Origin of the sequence: Streptomyces coerulescens, from assembly GCF_042657965.1 — a bacterium.
Classification (GTDB): domain Bacteria; phylum Actinomycetota; class Actinomycetes; order Streptomycetales; family Streptomycetaceae; genus Streptomyces; species Streptomyces coerulescens.
This window is the reverse complement of sequence record NZ_JBHSKM010000005.1, coordinates 143,956-161,519: the sequence shown is the minus strand read 5'-3', so window position 1 is coordinate 161,519 and position 17,564 is coordinate 143,956. Positions and strand designations below refer to the sequence as shown.

At 70.9% G+C, this 17,564-nt stretch carries 11 protein-coding genes and 1 pseudogene; 11 read left to right on the top strand and 1 reads right to left on the bottom strand.

Annotation, left to right across the window (positions count from 1 at the left end):
- Positions 1–90: 90 nt before the first annotated feature.
- The 3 genes and pseudogenes from ACFPQ9_RS10975 to ACFPQ9_RS10965 all read left to right on the top strand — a co-directional run.
- Positions 91–300, top strand: coding sequence for a DUF4244 domain-containing protein (locus tag ACFPQ9_RS10975; protein WP_380850501.1), 210 nt, complete (start codon positions 91–93; stop codon positions 298–300).
- On the top strand, positions 287–730 hold the full coding sequence (locus ACFPQ9_RS10970; protein WP_380850498.1) for a TadE family type IV pilus minor pilin: 444 nt from the start codon (positions 287–289) through the stop codon (positions 728–730). Before ACFPQ9_RS10975 ends, ACFPQ9_RS10970 begins: the two co-directional genes overlap by 14 nt.
- Positions 727–1,185 (top strand): annotated as a pseudogene (locus ACFPQ9_RS10965) (Rv3654c family TadE-like protein); the annotation flags it as partial. The gene ACFPQ9_RS10970 and the pseudogene ACFPQ9_RS10965, both read left to right, overlap by 4 nt.
- Here the strand turns inward: ACFPQ9_RS10965 and ACFPQ9_RS10960 are convergent.
- A complete protein-coding gene (locus ACFPQ9_RS10960) occupies positions 1,130–3,955 on the bottom strand; it encodes a DEAD/DEAH box helicase (RefSeq protein WP_380850495.1) in 2,826 nt (941 codons plus the stop codon). The pseudogene ACFPQ9_RS10965 and the gene ACFPQ9_RS10960 sit on opposite strands and share 56 nt — an antisense overlap.
- Before the next feature lie 82 nt (positions 3,956–4,037).
- On the opposite strand from ACFPQ9_RS10960, the gene bldG reads away from it, so the two are divergent.
- The 8 genes from bldG (at position 4,038) to tmk (ending at position 17,557) form a co-directional block, all read left to right on the top strand.
- On the top strand, positions 4,038–4,379 hold the full coding sequence (bldG, locus tag ACFPQ9_RS10955; RefSeq protein ID WP_003975386.1) for an anti-sigma factor antagonist BldG: 342 nt from the start codon (positions 4,038–4,040) through the stop codon (positions 4,377–4,379).
- A 121-nt stretch (positions 4,380–4,500) separates the two neighbouring features.
- Positions 4,501–4,938: an ATP-binding protein gene (locus tag ACFPQ9_RS10950; RefSeq protein ID WP_380850490.1), complete on the top strand. Its 438-nt coding sequence runs from the start codon at positions 4,501–4,503 to the stop codon at positions 4,936–4,938.
- Between the two features lie 358 nt (positions 4,939–5,296).
- Complete coding sequence (locus ACFPQ9_RS10945; RefSeq protein ID WP_380850487.1) at positions 5,297–7,702, top strand: sodium-translocating pyrophosphatase; 2,406 nt, start codon at positions 5,297–5,299, stop codon at positions 7,700–7,702.
- A 195-nt stretch (positions 7,703–7,897) separates the two neighbouring features.
- The gene (locus ACFPQ9_RS10940) at positions 7,898–8,512 is read left to right on the top strand and encodes a hypothetical protein (RefSeq protein ID WP_030954731.1); all 615 of its coding nucleotides are present in this window, start codon (positions 7,898–7,900) and stop codon (positions 8,510–8,512) included.
- A 134-nt stretch (positions 8,513–8,646) separates the two neighbouring features.
- Positions 8,647–10,176: a DUF7059 domain-containing protein gene (locus ACFPQ9_RS10935; RefSeq protein WP_380850483.1), complete on the top strand. Its 1,530-nt coding sequence runs from the start codon at positions 8,647–8,649 to the stop codon at positions 10,174–10,176.
- 604 nt (positions 10,177–10,780) lie between these two features.
- On the top strand, positions 10,781–10,978 hold the full coding sequence (locus ACFPQ9_RS10930; protein WP_380850480.1) for a hypothetical protein: 198 nt from the start codon (positions 10,781–10,783) through the stop codon (positions 10,976–10,978).
- A 245-nt stretch (positions 10,979–11,223) separates the two neighbouring features.
- Complete coding sequence (gene topA, locus ACFPQ9_RS10925; RefSeq protein ID WP_380850477.1) at positions 11,224–14,073, top strand: type I DNA topoisomerase; 2,850 nt, start codon at positions 11,224–11,226, stop codon at positions 14,071–14,073.
- A 196-nt stretch (positions 14,074–14,269) separates the two neighbouring features.
- Complete coding sequence (tmk, locus tag ACFPQ9_RS10920; protein ID WP_380850474.1) at positions 14,270–17,557, top strand: dTMP kinase; 3,288 nt, start codon at positions 14,270–14,272, stop codon at positions 17,555–17,557.
- Positions 17,558–17,564: the final 7 nt, after the last annotated feature.

The window sequence follows — 17,564 nt, the reverse complement described above, 5'->3', positions numbered from 1 at the left end:
GCGGGACCGGCTGCGGGCGGCGCTTGAGAGCGTCCGACCGCGGAAGTTCAACGATTTGTATCAACGGGACTGAACCTTACGGGGGTTGAGATGTGCAAGGCGGTATGCGCACGGATGCGAGCGCTGGTGTGCAGGGTGCGAGCGGCACGGGGTGACGCTGGGATGGTCACGTCCGAGTACGCGATGGGGATCGTCGCGGCGGTGGCGTTCGCGGTGGTGCTCTACAAGGTCGTGACGAGCGGGCAGGTCAGCGAGGAGTTGCAGGCCATCGTGAAGCGGGCGCTCGATGCGCGGATGTGAGAGCGGCGGTGGTGAGGGCGAGGGCAAGGGCGAGCGACGGGCCCGGTGGCGGGCTCGGTGGCGGGCCCGGAGGCCGGACGGGGGCTCGGACCGTGGCTTCGTCACCGCTGAGTCGGCTGTCGTCCTGCCGGTTCTGGTCATGTTCGCCATGGCGTTGGTGTGGGGTCTGCTCGTGATGGCGGCGCAGATCCAATGCGTGGACGCGGCCCGAGTCGGCGCCCGAGCGGCGGCCCGACAGGATCCCGCCGACGCGGTCATCGAGGTGACCCGCGAGGCGGCACCCCGCGGCGCGACGGTCACGGTCGGCCGGGAGGGGGACGAGGTCCACGTGGTCGTCGTGGCCAAACCGCCGGTGCTGACGGGACTTCCCTTCGAAGTACGGGAAGAAGCCGTGGCCACGGCGGAGGAGACGGTGGGGGCGGGGCCATGAGGGGAGGTTTCGCGACGGGGCGCCACGGCCTCCTGCGGCTTGCCCGATACAGCGGTCGGCGACAAGCCGGCCGGGCAGCCCAACAGCCCGCCCCCGACCTGCGCTCCGATCGGGGTTCGGCCACGGTCTGGAGCCTCGGCGCCATCGCCGTGCTCTGTGTCGTCTTCGGTGTCGTACTCGCCCTGGGGCACGCCGTCGTGACCCGGCATCGCGCGGCGGGCGGTGCCGATCTCGCGGCGCTCGCCGCGGCCGACCACTGGGCCGAGGGCGGCACGGCGGCCTGCGCACGGGCCGAACGGGCCGCCGGCGCTCAGGGCGTGCGGCTCGTGCGGTGCGTGCTGGTCGGCGAGGTCTCGGACGTGACGGCGGCGTCGGGCCGGGGCCCCTTCGCGACGGAGGTCAGGGCGCGGGCGGGGCCTGCGGAACCTGCCGACCCGACGGAGCTTCCGTCGCCGAGGGCGCCTGCTGACCCGACGCAGTTTCCACCGCCGAGGGTGCCCGCGGGGACGACCCGAAAGGCGCCGCCGGGGATGACCCCGACTGGGACCACCCCGACGGTGCATCCGAAGACGACCCTGCCGAAGGGCCATCTGGCGCTGCCGCTGGACCCTGTGGTGACGGACCGGCCGTCGCCGGTTCCGTGACCGGTTGGCGGGCCACCGTCGCCCCGTCCGGCGCGGCCACGGACTCCTCGTCCTGAACGACTCCAGACGCCCCGCTTTCGCTCCCGCCCTCGCCGCCTACCTCTCCCTCGCCCTCCACCTCTCCCGGCCCTTCCTCCGGCGCCCCCCGCAACAACACCGTCAGCAACCGCACGGCCCCCCGCTTGTGCAGCGGGTCGTTGCCGTTGCCGCACTTGGGGGACTGGATGCAGGACGGGCAGCCGGCGTCGCACTCGCAGGAGGCGATGGCCTGGCGGGTGGCGGTGAGCCAGGAGCGGGCCGTGTGGAAGGCGCGCTCGGCGAACCCCGCGCCGCCGGGGTGGCCGTCGTAGACGAAGACCGTGGGGAGCAGCGTGTCGGGGTGGAGCGGGATCGAGACACCGCCGATGTCCCAGCGGTCGCAGGTGGCGAAGAGGGGCAGCAGGCCGATCGAGGCGTGTTCGGCGGCGTGCAGGGCGCCGCCGAGGATCTCCGGGTTGATCCGGGCCTCGTCCAGCTGGTCCTCGGTGACCGTCCACCACACCGCGCGGGTGCGCAGCGTACGAGGAGGGAGGTCGAGCTTCGTCTCGCCCAGTACTTCGCCGGTGATCAGCCGGCGCCGCAGGAAGGAGACCACTTGGTTGGTGACCTCGACGGAGCCGTAGCAGAGGCGTCCGTCGCCCCACGGGACCTCGATGTCCGTCTCCAGGACGGAGATCGCCGTCGTGTCGCGGGCCACCGTCGAATACGGCGGGGCGGCCTCCTCGACGAGGGCCACGGAGTCGTCCAGGTCGAGGGAGCGCACCAGATACGTGCGTCCCTGGTGCAGATGGACCGCGCCCTCATGGACCGTGCTGTGCGCGGCGCCCGCGTCGACCGTGCCGAGCAGCCGTCCCGTCCCTTCCTCGACGACCTGGACGGGACGGCCGCCCTCGCCGCGGATGTCGGTGAGGTCGGCGGCCCGTTCCCGGCGCGTCCAGTGCCAGGCCTTCTTGCGGCGGCGCAGCAGCTTCGCGGCCTCCAGCTGCGGCAGCAGTCCTTCGGTCTCGGGGCCGAACAGCTCCAGGTCCTCGTCGGTCAGCGGGATCTCCGCGGCCGCCGCGCACAGATGCGGCGCGAGGACGTACGGGTTGTCGGGGTCGAGGACCGTCGACTCCACCGGACGGTCGAACAGGGCCTCGGGGTGATGGACGAGGTAGGTGTCCAGCGGGTCGTCGCGGGCCACGAGGACGGCCAGGGCGCCCTGGCCGGAGCGGCCGGCTCGGCCCGCCTGCTGCCACAGAGAGGCCCGGGTGCCCGGATAACCGGCGATCAGTACGGCGTCGAGGCCGGAGACGTCGATGCCGAGTTCCAGGGCGGTGGTGGCGGACAGGCCGACGAGTTCGCCGGAGTGCAGGGCCTGTTCCAGGGCGCGGCGTTCCTCGGGGAGGTAGCCGCCGCGGTACGCCGCGACACGCCGGGCGAGAGAGCGGTCGACCTCGGCGAGGCGCTCCTGGGCGATGACCGAGATCAGCTCGGCGCCACGCCGGGAGCGTACGAAGGCTACCGAGCGGATGCCCTGCACCGCGAGGTCGGTCAGCAGGTCCGCCGTCTCGGCGGTGGCCGTACGCCGAACGGGTGCGCCCTTCTCGCCCTGCATCTCGGTGAGCGGGGGTTCCCAGAGGGCGAAGACCAGTTCGCCGCGCGGGGAGGCGTCGTCGGCGACCTCCACGACCGGGAGGCCGGTCAGGCGGCGGGCGGCCACGGCGGGCTCGGCGGCCGTCGCGGAGGCCAGCAGGAAGACGGGAGAGGCGCCGTAGCGGGCGCACAGGCGGCGCAGTCGGCGCAGTACCTGGGCGACGTGGGAGCCGAAGACGCCGCGGTAGGTGTGGCACTCGTCGATGACGACGTACTTCAGCGCCTTGAGGAAGGAGGACCAGCGGGGGTGGGACGGGAGTATGCCGCGGTGCAGCATGTCGGGGTTGGTCAGGACGTAGTTGGCGTACTGGCGGACCCACTCGCGTTCCTCGAACGGAGTATCGCCGTCGTACACGGCGGGTCGGACGGAATTGCCCAGCGGATGTGAAAGTTCCTTCACCGAACGCCACTGGTCCGCCGCAAGAGCCTTGGTCGGGGCCAGGTAGAGGGCGGTGGCGCCACGGCCGTTCGGGGCCTGCGAACCGTCCACGAGGGTCGACAGGACCGGCACGAGGTAGGCCAGGGACTTGCCGGAGGCCGTGCCCGTGGCGACGACCACCGAGTCGCCGTCCAGGGCGTGCTCGGCGGCCCGTGCCTGGTGGGCCCATGGATGCTGGATTCCGGCCGTCTGCACCGCGGCGATGACCTCCGCGCGGATCCGGTCGGGCCAGACGGCATGGCGGCCCTCCCGCGGGGGCACATGCTCCGTATGAGTGATGCGCGAAGCCCGACTCGGCCCCGAGGCCAGTCGGCCCAGCACCGCGCCCGGGTCCACCCGGGAAACGGGGCCCGTCGGGGATCGATCGGATCGGTGATTCTTGGCCATCGGGACCGAGTGTGTCACTGGCGTGACGGACAATGGGACCAAGGCGTCGTGCACGCCTGCCGGTAAGTGATTGAATGCCATCGCGGCTGGCGAACCGTCCTGGGGGCTGCAAGCCGAGGTGTCCCTAGGGGCGACCGCTCGATAGCAAGGTGCTGGAGGATCCGTGGACCTGTCCCTGTCGACCCGTACCGTCGGCGATCGTACGGTCGTCGAGGTCGGTGGCGAAATCGACGTATATACCGCGCCCAAGTTGCGCGAGCAGTTGGTCGAGCTGGTGAACGACGGGAGTTTCCACCTCGTCGTTGACATGGAGGGCGTGGACTTCCTCGACTCCACCGGGCTCGGCGTACTGGTCGGCGGCTTGAAGCGGGTTCGTGCCCATGAGGGCTCCCTGCGCCTGGTCTGCAACCAGGAGCGCATTCTCAAGATCTTCCGCATCACCGGCCTCACCAAGGTGTTCCCGATCCACACCTCGGTCGAGGAAGCGGTAGCGGCGACCGACTGACAACCGGGCCCGGGGGCGCGTTCAAGCGTGCCCGGGGCGGCAGAAGTTGAAAGAGAAGGGGGACTGGGCTTTCGGCCGCCCGGTCCCCCCGACAGCACGCCCGAAGTTGCGAGGGGGATGCATGGCCACCGTTGAACTCCGCTTCAGCGCGCTGCCCGAGCACGTCAGGACCGCCCGACTGGTGGCGGCAGCGGTGGCGCGCAGGGCCGGAGTGGACGAGGCCGTCCTGGACGAGGTCAGACTCGCCGTGGGCGAGGCCTGTACCCGGGCCGTCGGACTGCATCAGAGCGTCGGCATCACGGCGCCGGTGAAGGTGGCGCTGATCGAGGAGGAGAAGCAGTTCTCCATCGAGGTCGGCGACGAGGCGCCGCGTTCCGTTCCCGGCGAGCGGGCATCCGGCGCCGCGGGCGGCGAGGGTGAGGTCGAGGCCGAGGAGGACGAGATGGGCCTCGCGGTCATCAGCGGCCTCGTCGACGACGTCGAAGTCTCCGCCGGGGAGCATGGTGGCCTGATCCGTATGACCTGGCCGACCACACCGCCGGCCGCGGTGCTCTCCTGAGAGAACGGCTTCACCGAGGTCTGACCCATCCGTCTCATCCGTTTCATCCGTCTCATCGCGAAGGGGCCCTGCTCAGCAGGGCCCCTTCGCGTTTGTGGCTCCGGCGCCGGGGTATTCGTGAATGAATTCACGATCGATCTTCCGATAATTGATCAAGCTCTCGATCATTTGATCAAGCGTCAATGTGGGCGTCAATGGTTCTAGAGCATTAGCACTTTCGGGTTCAGTGGCCGGATGTCGATCATTTGCTGAACGGCATGTGAAGGCCAATTCCGTTTACCGCCATCTGTTTTGATCAGGTTCCGGTACCTAGAATCCGTCCACATCTTGAGCTCAGCCCAAGCGTCAAGGAGGACGAATGGCGGGGCTTTCTACCCCTCATCAGCTGGACCACCCCACAACCTTCGCAGCCGCAGTGCTCACCGACGACAACCGGATCATCATCACGATCATCGGTGTCGTCGCACTGGCAGCGCTCGTGGTCGCCGGCGTCCTGGTGCGCCAGGTGCTCGCGGCGGGCGAGGGCACCGACAGCATGAAGAAGATCGCGGCAGCGGTACAGGAAGGCGCCAACGCCTATCTGGCCCGGCAGCTGCGCACGCTCGGCGTATTCGCCGTCGTCGTGTTCTTCCTGCTCATGTTGCTGCCCGCGGACGACTGGAATCAGCGCATCGGCCGATCGGTGTTCTTCTTGATCGGCGCCGCGTTCTCGGCGGCCACCGGCTATATCGGCATGTGGCTCGCCGTGCGCAGCAATGTGCGCGTCGCCGCGGCGGCACGGGAAGCGACCCCGGCGGAAGGTGAGCCCGAAAAGGATCTCACCGCCGTCTCGCACAAAGCCATGAAGATCGCTTTCCGCACGGGCGGCGTCGTCGGCATGTTCACAGTGGGGCTCGGTCTGCTCGGCGCCTCCTGTGTGGTGCTGGTGTACGCGGCCGACGCGCCGAAGGTGCTCGAAGGATTCGGTCTCGGTGCCGCGCTGATCGCGATGTTCATGCGTGTCGGCGGAGGCATCTTCACCAAGGCCGCCGACGTCGGCGCCGACCTGGTCGGAAAGGTCGAACAGGGCATTCCGGAGGACGACCCGCGCAATGCCGCGACCATCGCCGACAACGTGGGCGACAACGTCGGCGACTGCGCGGGCATGGCGGCCGACCTCTTCGAGTCGTACGCCGTGACCCTGGTCGCCGCACTGATCCTCGGATCGGCGGCGTTCGGTGACTCCGGGCTCGCCTTCCCGCTGATCGTGCCCGCGATCGGCGTGATCACCGCGATGATCGGCATCTTCGCGGTGGCGCCGCGGCGCAGCGACCGCAGCGGCATGAGCGCGATCAACCGCGGATTCTTCATCTCCGCGGTGATCTCGATCGTGCTGGTCGCGATCGCCGTGTTCGCCTACCTGCCGTCGTCGTACGCCGACCTCGACGGCATCGGTGACGCCGCCATCGCGGCCAAGGACGGCGACCCGCGGATCCTCGCGCTCGTCGCCGTGGCGATCGGCATCCTGCTGGCCGCTGTCATCCAGCAGCTGACCGGCTACTTCACCGAGACCAACCGCCGCCCGGTCCAGGACATCGGCAAGACCTCGCTCACGGGGCCCGCCACCGTCGTCCTCGCCGGTATCTCGATCGGTCTCGAATCCGCCGTCTACACCGCCCTGCTGATCGGCCTCGGCGTCTACGGGGCGTTCCTGCTCGGCGGCACCTCGATCATGCTCGCGCTGTTCGCGGTGGCGCTGGCCGGCACCGGTCTGCTCACCACGGTCGGCGTGATCGTCGCCATGGACACCTTCGGTCCGGTCTCCGACAACGCGCAGGGCATCGCCGAGATGTCCGGCGACGTCGAGGGCGCCGGCGCCCAGGTGCTCACCAACCTGGACGCGGTCGGCAACACGACGAAGGCCATCACCAAGGGCATCGCCATCGCCACCGCCGTCCTGGCGGCAGCGGCGCTCTTCGGGTCGTACCGCGACGCCATCACCACCGGCGCACGGGACGTGGGCGAGAAGCTCAGCGGCGAGGGCGCGCCGATGAACCTGATGATGGACATCTCGCAGCCGAACAACCTCGTCGGCCTCATCGCCGGCGCGGCGGTCGTCTTCCTCTTCTCGGGTCTCGCCATCAACGCCGTGTCGCGGTCGGCGGGCGCCGTGGTGTACGAGGTGCGGCGGCAGTTCCGTGAGCGGCCCGGGATCATGGACTACTCGGAGAAGCCCGAGTACGGCAAGGTCGTCGACATCTGCACCCGGGACGCTCTGCGCGAACTCACCACGCCCGGACTGCTCGCCGTGATGGCGCCGATCTTCATCGGGTTCACGCTCGGCGTCGGCGCCCTGGGGTCCTTCCTCGCGGGCGCGATCGGTGCGGGCACCCTCATGGCGGTGTTCCTCGCCAACTCCGGAGGCGCGTGGGACAACGCCAAGAAGCTCGTCGAGGACGGTCACCACGGCGGCAAGGGCAGCGAGGCCCACGCCGCGACGGTGATCGGCGACACGGTCGGCGACCCCTTCAAGGACACCGCCGGTCCCGCCATCAACCCGCTGCTGAAGGTGATGAACCTGGTCGCGCTGCTCATCGCGCCCGCGGTCATCCAGTTCAGCTACGGCGAGGACAAGAACGTCGGCGTGCGGGTCCTGATCGCCGTCGTCTCGGCCCTCGTGGTCGTCGGCGCGGTCTATGTGTCCAAGCGGCGTGGCATCGCCGTGGGTGACGAAGACAACGCCGAGAGGGTGGCCAAGCCGGCCGACCCCGCGGTGGTCTCGTAGGCGGTCTTACGACGGCCCAGCTCAAGTGGCGGGCGGGCGGCGCGCATTGACGTGCCGCCCGCCCGCCACTTGCTCTTCACGCCCTTGCCGTGACCCTTCTCTCACATGGTGCAAACAGTATGAAAAGCCCATGGATGGTGCATGCGGCAAGGTGTCCTCCCCGATCCGACGTGTAGGGTCCCGTGGCCGATAGCCATGGAAGGGACCAAACCGGTGAACAAGAAGCTCGCGGCCGCACTGTCCGGCGGTGCGGTACTCGTACTGGCGCTGACGGGATGCACAAGCGACGAGGGCAACAAGGAGCTCGACGCCTGGGCCAAGAAGGTCTGCGACGCGGTGCCGGCGCAGAACGCGAAGATCTCGGCGGCCTACGTCGCGATAACCAAGGCGGCCAAGGACACCACCAGCACGCCCAAGGAGCTCCAGGAGGCCGACTCCAAGGCCTTCCAGGACCTCGCCGAGGGCTACAAGGCGCGCGCGAGCCTCATCAGCGGCGCCGGGGCGCCTCCCGGCGTGGAGAACGGCGCGAAGGTCCAGCAGGACGTCGTCAAGAAGCTCACCTCCCTCTCCGCGGCGTACGCCGACCTGAAGGAGCGCGTCGACAAGCTGGACACGAAGGACCAGGGGAAGTTCGCCTCCGGCCTGAAGGACGTGTCCGCCGAGATGAAGCAGGTGGAGACCCAGCGCCAGAGCGCCGTCACGGCACTGAAGAAGCTGGAGTCCGGCGACACCAAGAAGGCGCTGACCTCCCAGGAGGGCTGCAAGCAGGCCGCCGAGGCGTCCGGGGCGGCCGGGGCCACGGGCAGCTGAGCCGGCCAGGGCAGCCGACGCACGTCACCGGCAGCCGAGCGGACCGCGGCAGCTGGCGTCACCGGCAGCTGAGCGGACCGCGGTCGTCGGCGCCCGAGCCGACTCCAGGGGCGGGTGCGGGTCACAATGAGGGCGTGAGTGACTCCACGCTGCCCTCCCTGCCCGCTTCCGACCGTCCCGATGTCGCCGCCCGGCTGCGTCAGGCCCTGCTCGGGGCCTCCTTCACCGCCGACGGGCTGCTCGAACTGCTCGGTGCGCCCGCGTACGCGGCGCTCGCGCGCAGCGAGACCGTGCCCGCGCTCCGGGCGACCCGCGGCGACACGCCGCTGGAGGCGCTCGTACGGCTGTTCCTGCTGCAGCAGCCCGTCGCGCACGCGCGCGTGGCCGACGTGCTGCCCGTAGAAGCGTGCCTGGAGAGCGGGTGGCTGGTCCGGGTCGGCGGCGCGTCCGACGACGACGTCGCCGCGACCGTGGACGTACGGCCCTACGGCGGACCGGGCGGCGAGGACTGGTTCATCGTGTCCGACCTGGGCTGCGCGGTCGGCGGGGCCGGCGGCATCGGCAGCAAGGACGAGGGAGTCGTCCTCGGCGTCGGCGGCGCCTCCACGACCCTCGCCGGCATCACCGTCCGTACGCCTGTCTCCTCCGCCCTCGACATCGGCACCGGATCCGGCATCCAGGCCCTGCACACCGCGCAGCACGCCACGCGCGTGACGGCGACCGACCTCAACCCGCGCGCACTGCACATCACCGCGCTCACGCTGGCCCTGTCCGGCGCCCCGGCCGCGGACCTGCGGGAGGGCTCCCTGTTCGAGCCGCTGAAGACCGACGAGACCTACGACCTGATCGTGTCCAACCCGCCCTTCGTGATCTCGCCGGGCGCGCGACTGACGTACCGCGACGGCGGGATGGGCGGGGACGATCTCTGCCGGTCGATCGTTCAGGGAGCGGGGGAGCGGCTGAACGAGGGCGGGTTCGCGCAGTTCCTCGCCAACTGGCAGCACGTCGAGGGGGAGGACTGGCAGGACAGACTGCGCTCGTGGGTGCCGCGCGGGTGCGACGCGTGGATCGTGCAGCGCGAGGTCCAGGACATCACGCAGTACGCCGAGTTGTGGCTCAGGGACGCCGGTGACCACCGGGGTGACCCGGCCGAATACCAGACGCGGTACGACACATGGCTGGACGAGTTCGAGGCGCGCAAGGTCAAGGCCGTGGGCTTCGGGTGGATCACCCTGCGGAAGGCGTCGGGCGCCGTGCCCTCGATCACGGCGGAGGAGTGGCCGCATCCGGTCGAACAGCCGCTCGGCGACACCGTCCGCGCGCACTTCGCCCGGCTCGACTACCTGCGGGCCCGGGACGACGCGGCCCTGCTGGAGGACCACTTCAGGCTCGTCGCCGAGGTCGTGCAGGAGCAGGTCGGGCTGCCCGGCGCCGAGGACCCGGAGCACGTGGTGCTGCGCCAGCACCGGGGCATGCGCCGGGCCACCCAGGTGGACACGGTCGGCGCGGGCTTCGCGGGCGTGTGCGACGGCTCGCTGAGCGCGGGCCGCATCCTGGACGCGATCGCCCAACTGATGGGCGAGGACCCGGTGATGCTGCGCGACCGTACGCCCGCCCAGATCCGGCTGCTGGTGGAGCAGGGGTTCCTCGAACCGGCACGGTGACCCGGGCCGCGGGCCGCGCCTGTCGCGTCGCGCCCGGGTGGCTTGTCCGGTCGGACGAGTTCGGCTGAGTTCGCTCGAGTTCGCTCGAGTTCACTTGAGTTCGGTGAGTTCGGTGAGTTCGGATGAGTACCGGCGACTACTCGATCCACGAGGAAGAGGGCGACCGTTACGACGACCTCTTGATCGACTGCGACGCCGAATCCCGCACCGACCAGGTCATGCGCACCGTTCGGGCACCCGGCGAAATGAGCCACGAGAAGCGCTCGGACAACACCACCGAGCTGTGCCGTAACGAACGAATTCGAGGCGGCACGGTCGGCCGGGGCGACGATGGGAAGGGCGCCGGAAGACGGCCGGAAGACGGCTGGAAGACGACCGGAAGGCGAGGGGAAAGATGCCGACGCCCGGCGTGCTCCGAGGCGGACGAGGCCGGTGAGGGCGGAGGATGCCGAGGGGCTGTCGTGGCGGCCGGGGCCGGAGTGACTCCAGAGTCCACAGCCACGTCGGTCCCGCGTTCACCTGGGGTTCGCCCGTGCGCCGTCCGCGCGTGTCAGTCTCGCCGGGCTGGGCACTCGCGGACGGGAGAAAAGGGGCAAGCGGAACCATGGAAAGGGGACCGGCACTCTTCGCCGGGATCGTGTTCGCCCTGTTCGGAGGCGGGCTGCTGGTGTGGACCGCGGTCCGGGTACGACAGCGTCAGCCGGTGGCTCACGGTGTGAACCCCGTCGCATCGGCGACACTCGTCGGCGTTGTCTCGGTGGTCGCGCTGATCTTCGGAACCTGGTGCTTCACCCGCCTCTGAGAACGGCCTGCGAGCTGGGCAACCGGTAATTGGCAGGGCCTCTTCCGGAAAGGCTCGAAAAGACCTGTGCGCACTCCGGGCGGCAGGAATGGCGGAAGTCGGGTTACCGTTCGAGTGGCCGTTGCGGGCTTTTCCCGTTTGACAACGGGGCGGGATGTACCGTCACACTCCGCAGCGTCACCACCACCCGACCCCGGGACTACGGCCTGGGGAGGCCCCAGCGTCGACCGGAGAGAAGAGCGAAGTTGTCCCCGACCAGCGAGACCGCACAGGGCGGCCGCCGACTCGTCATCGTCGAGTCGCCTGCCAAGGCGAAGACGATCAAGGGCTACCTGGGCCCCGGCTACGTAGTCGAAGCGAGCGTCGGGCACATCCGCGACCTTCCCAACGGCGCCGCGGAGGTGCCGGAGAAGTACACCGGCGAGGTCCGCCGCCTCGGTGTGGACGTCGAGCACGACTTCGAGCCGATCTATGTGGTCAACGCCGACAAGCGGGCCCAGGTCAAGAAGCTCAAGGACCTGCTGAAGGAATCCGACGAGCTCTACCTCGCCACCGATGAGGACCGCGAGGGCGAGGCCATCGCGTGGCACCTCCAGGAGGTGCTGAAGCCGAAGGTCCCGGTCAAGCGGATGGTCTTCCACGAGATCACCAAGGCCGCGATCCAGGCCGCCGTCGCCAACCCGCGCCAGCTCAACCAGAAGCTCGTCGACGCCCAGGAGACCCGCCGCATCCTCGACCGCCTCTACGGCTACGAGGTCTCGCCGGTCCTGTGGAAGAAGGTCATGCCGCGCCTGTCGGCCGGCCGGGTCCAGTCCGTCGCCACCCGACTCGTCGTGGAGCGGGAACGCGAGCGCATCGCGTTTCGTTCTGCCGAGTACTGGGACCTGACGGGCACCTTCGCGACCGGCCGCGCGGGCGACTCGTCGGACCCGTCGTCGCTGGTCGCCCGCCTCCAGACCGTCGACGGCAGGCGGGTCGCGCAGGGCCGTGACTTCGACTCCCTCGGACAACTCAAGAGCGCGAACACCCTCCACCTCGACGAGGCGAACGCCCGCGCGCTCGCCGCCGCGCTGGAGCAGACGCAGTTCGCCGTCCGGTCCGTCGAGTCCAAGCCGTACCGCCGCTCGCCGTACGCCCCGTTCCGTACGACGACGATGCAGCAGGAGGCGAGCCGCAAGCTCGGCTTCGGCGCGAAGGCCACCATGCAGGTCGCGCAGAAGCTGTACGAGAACGGCTACATCACCTACATGCGTACCGACTCCACGACGCTGAGCGACACCGCCGTCGCCGCGGCCCGTGCCCAGGTCACGCAGCTGTACGGCGCCGATTACTTGCCCCCGCAGCCGCGCACCTACGCCGGCAAGGTCAAGAACGCGCAGGAGGCGCACGAGGCGATCCGCCCCTCCGGCGACCGCTTCCGCACGCCCGCCGAGACCGGGCTGACCGGCGACCAGTTCAAGCTCTACGAGCTGATCTGGAAGCGGACCGTCGCCTCCCAGATGAAGGACGCGACCGGCAACAGCGTGACGGTGAAGATCGGCGGCACGGCCGCCGACGGCCGGGACGTCGAGTTCAGCGCCTCCGGCAAGACGATCACCTTCCACGGCTTCCTCAAGGCCTACGTCGAGGGCGCCGACGACCCGAACGCCGAGCTCGACGACCGCGAGCGCCGGCTGCCCCAGGTCAGCGAGGGCGACCGGCTCAGCGCCGAGGAGATCACGGTCGACGGGCACGCCACCAAGCCCCCGGCCCGCTACACCGAGGCCAGCCTCGTCAAGGAGCTCGAAGAGCGCGAGATCGGCCGCCCGTCGACGTACGCGTCGATCATCGGCACGATCCTCGACCGCGGCTACGTCTTCAAGAAGGGCACGGCACTCGTCCCGTCCTTCCTGTCCTTCGCCGTGGTCAACCTCCTGGAGAAGCACTTCGGGCGGCTCGTCGACTACGACTTCACCGCCAAGATGGAGGACGACCTCGACCGCATCGCCCGCGGCGAGGCCCAGTCCGTGCCGTGGCTGAAGCGGTTCTACTTCGGCGAGGGCACGCACAACGGCAGCGCGGCCGACGCCGGCAACGGCGACGGGGACCACCTCGGCGGCCTCAAGGAGCTGGTGACCGACCTGGGCGCGATCGACGCCCGCGAGGTGTCCTCGTTCCCCGTGGGCAACGACATCGTGCTGCGCGTCGGCCGCTACGGCCCCTACATCGAGCGCGGCGAGAAGGACACCGAGCAGCACCAGCGCGCCGACATCCCGGACGACCTGGCGCCCGACGAGCTGTCCGTCGAGCTCGCCGAGGAACTGCTGGCCAAGCCCAGCGGCGACTTCGAGCTGGGCACCGACCCGCAGACCGGCCACGCGATCGTCGCCAAGGACGGCCGCTACGGCCCGTACGTCACCGAGGTGCTCCCCGAGGGCACCCCGAAGACCGGCAAGAACGCCGTCAAGCCGCGCACGGCCTCCCTCTTCAAGTCCATGTCGCTCGACACGGTCACCCTGGAGGACGCGCTCAAGCTGATGTCGCTGCCGCGTGTCGTCGGCACCGACGCGGACGGCGTGGAGATCACGGCGCAGAACGGCCGCTACGGCCCGTACCTGAAGAAGGGCACGGACTCGCGCTCCCTCCAGGCCGAGGAGCAGCTGTTCACGATCACGCTGGAGGAGGCGCAGGCGATCTACGCCCAGCCCAAGCAGCGTGGCCGCGCGGCCGCCAAGCCGCCGCTGAAGGAACTGGGCACCGACCCGGTCAGCGAGAAGCCGGTCGTCGTCAAGGACGGTCGCTTCGGGCCGTACGTGACGGACGGCGAGACCAACGCGACCCTGCGCTCCGGCGACAGCGTCGAGACGATCACGCCGGAGCGCGGCTTCGAACTGCTCGCCGAGAAGCGCGCCAAGGGGCCCGCCAAGAAGACGGCGAAGAAGGCCCCGGCGAAGAAGACGGCCGCGAAGAAGGCCGCCCCGGCCAAGAAGACGGCCGCCAAGAAGACCGCGGCGAAGAAGACGACCACGGCCGCCAAGAAGACGACGGCGAAGAAGACAGCCGCGAAGACAGCCACGAAGAGGGCCACCGCCTCGAACTCCTCCAGCGAGGACTGAGCGGGACGTCGTCGTCCGGCGAGGACCGAGGGGGACGGATCCGGGTCGCAACCGGGCCCTTTCCGGGGCCGGTTGAGGGCCGGGTCCTTCACCTCCGGTTCGCAAAACGAACGCCTCGGCATCAGTTTGGTGTCGGGGCGTGCGTACGTTCGGGCGGGAGCGCCGGGCTGTCGGTGCCTCCCGATAGGCTGAAAGCATGACCCGTGCCGAGCAGCCAACGGCCCCCCATGCGGCCCCCGACGACGCCCTGGCCGCGGACTCCCGCGAGCGCGCTGTCCGTGCCCTGCTACGCCGACCGCAGCTCAAGCGGCTGTGGAGTGCGCAGTTGGTCGGGGGTGTCGGCGACATCCTCGCGCTCCTGGTGCTGGTGCTGCTGGCCCTTCAGGCGGCGATCGCCGAGGGGTCCTTCGGCGGCGGCTACCGAGGCGTGGCATTCGCAGTGGCGACCGTCTTCGGCGTACGCATCCTCGCCACGCTCCTCTTCGGCGCCGTACTCCTCGGCCCGCTGACGTCGCTGACCTCCCAGGACGGCCCGCTCGACCGGCGCTGGACCATGGTCGTCGCCGACGGGCTGCGGGTCGCCCTGCTGATCGTCGCGCCCCTGTGGATCGACTGGACGCCGGACAACGCACTGGCGTTCCTCCTGGTGACGGTCTTCGTGACCGGCGTGGCCGAGCGTTTCTGGACGGTCTGCCGGGAGAGCGCGGCGCCCGCCCTGGTGCCGCCCCCGCCGCCGGAGGGCGCGACGGTACGACCGCTGCCGGACCACATGGACGCCCTGCGCCGCCTGTCGCTGCGTACGAGCTTCGTGGCGGTCCCGCTGGCCGCCGCCGCGCTCGTCGCCGCCGCCCTGTTGAACAACCTGCTCGGTGCCGGGCTCGACTGGTTCGAGCAGCACCAGGCGGCCCTCGCCTCGTATGTCGCGGCCGGCCTGTTCGCCGCGTCCCTGTCCGTGGTGACCTTCCTGGAGCTGCCCGACACGCGCACCCCGCGCGCGCGGTCGCCGCTCGAGGGTCTGCGCCGGCCGAAGACCGGCTCGGGCGTCGACAAGGGCCGTACCGGCGCGATCGCGCTGCTGGTGACGGCCTGCGCCGCCGTCGCCGCCGCGGTGGCCGCCGCGGTCGCCGTGGCCGTCCTGCACGCCAAGGACCTGGGGGGCGGGCCGGTGCTCTACGGCCTGCTGGTGCTCACGCTGACCGGCGGAGTGGTCGTCGGCATCCGTACGGCTCCCGCCCTGCTGCCAGCCCTGTCCCGGCGCCGCCTGCTGGCGCTGTCGATCGCCTTCACCGGCGTCGCCCTGCTGGCCGCGGGACTCGTCCCGGACGTCACCACCGTCCTGCTGATCCTCGCCCTGGCCGGCATCGGCGCCGGTGTGTCCGCCAACACCGGGCACACCCTGCTCGACCAGGAGGCCGAGGAATTCCGCCGACCGCGCACCACGGAGCACCTGCACGCGGTCGCACGCGTGTGCGTGGCGCTCGGCGCGGTGATCGCGCCGCTGGTGGCCGCGCTCATCGGGCCGCACCGGCTGGAGAGCGGCAAGTTCGTCTTCGCGCACGGTGGCGCGGCGTTCACGCTGATGCTGGTCGGCGCGCTGCTGCTGCCGGTGGCCGTGCTGGTCCTCGCCAAGGTCGACGACCGCTCCGGCGTGCCGCTGCGACAGGACCTGCGCGACGCGGTCCTCGGCGGGGACGACCCCGAGCAGCTGCCCGCGACGTCCGGCTTCTTCATCGCCCTGGAGGGCGGCGACGGCGCCGGGAAGTCCACCCAGGCCGAGGCGCTCGCCGAGTGGATCCGCGGCAAGGGCCACGAGGTCGTCGTCACGCGCGAGCCGGGCGCGACGCCCGTCGGCAAGCGACTGCGGTCGATCCTGCTGGACGTGTCGAGCGCGGGCCTGTCCCACCGGGCCGAGGCCCTGCTGTATGCGGCGGACCGCGCGGAGCACGTGGACACGGTCGTCCGACCTGCCCTGGAGCGCGGCGCGGTCGTGATCTCGGACCGCTACATCGACTCCTCGGTCGCCTACCAGGGCGCGGGCCGCGATCTGTCGCCGACGGAGATCGCCCGCATCAACCGCTGGGCCACGAACGGACTCGTCCCCCATCTGACCGTGCTGCTCGACGTCTCGCCGGAGATCGCCCGCGAGCGGTTCACCGAGGCGCCGGACCGGCTGGAGTCGGAGCCGGCGGAGTTCCACGCGCGCGTGCGCTCCGGCTTCCTGACGCTGGCCGCGGGCGACCCCGGCCGCTACCTGGTGGTCGACGCGGGCCAGGAGCCGGAAGCCGTGACGACGGTCGTCCGGCACCGGCTCGACCAGATGCTGCCGCTGTCCGAGGCCGAGATCCAGGCGCAGGAGGAAGCGCGCCGCAAGGCCGAGGAGGAGGCCCGCCGCAAGGCCGAGGAAGAGGCCGCCCGCAAGGCCGAGGAGGAGCGCCTGGAGCGTGAGCGCCAGGAGCAGCTCGCCCGGCTGCGTGCCGAGGAGGAGGAGCGCAAGCGGCGCGAGCTGGAGGAGGCGCAGCGGCGCGAGGCCGAACGCCAGGCGGAGGAGGCCCGGCAGCGGGCCGAGGAAGCGGCTCGGCGAGCCGAGGAGGAGCGACAGCGGCTCCTCGCGGAGGAGAAGGTGCGCGCCGAGGAGGAAGCGCGCCGCAAGGCCGAGGAGGACCGCCGCCGCAAGCAGGCCGAGGAGGAGGCACGTATCCGTGCCGAGGCCGAGGAGCGGCGCCTGGAGAAGCAGCGCAAGGCGGAGGAGGCCCTGGTGCGGGCCGAGGAGGCCCGGCGCCTGGCCGAGCAGGCGGCGGCCGCTGCGGAGGCGGGCCCGAAGCCGGCCGGGCCCACGGCCGGACCTGGCTTCGGCGACTCGGCGACCGTGCCGACGCCCGTCGTGACGCCGGAGCAGGCGAAGGGCGGCGGCTCCGACGACACGACCGTGCTGCGCCCGGTGCGCGACGAGGAGCCGCCGGAGACGGAGGGCGGGCAGTCCGCTTCCTCCCGCACGGAAGGCGGGCAGTCTGCTTCCTCCCGTCCCGCCAAGGAGTCCGCATCCGAGGTGACGACGAAGCTGCCGCAGCCGCCGGTGCCTCCGGCGGGCACGGCGGACGAGACGGCGGTGCTGCCCCCGGTGCCTCCGGCGGGTGCGGCCGATGAGACGGCGGTCCTGCCGCCGGTGGCACCAGGTGCGGCCGACGAGACGGCGGTGCTGCCCCCAGTACCTCCGGGGGCGGCGGACGAGACCGCCGTTCTGCCTCCCGTCCCGTCGGAGGAGCCCGGGGACCGGGTTCCGCCCGGCTACTTCCGGGACGAGGACGCCCGTACGCGCGAGATGCCCCAGATCGACGAGGCGGGTGCGCCGCGCCGCAGGGCCCGGTCCGACTGGGCGGAGGAGACCCCGCTGGACGACCTGCCGACCCTGGCGGACGAACTGCTGGGCCCGCATGAGGACGAATACGACGAGGACGGGGGCCGAGGGCGGGGGCGCCGGCGCTGAGGTTGAC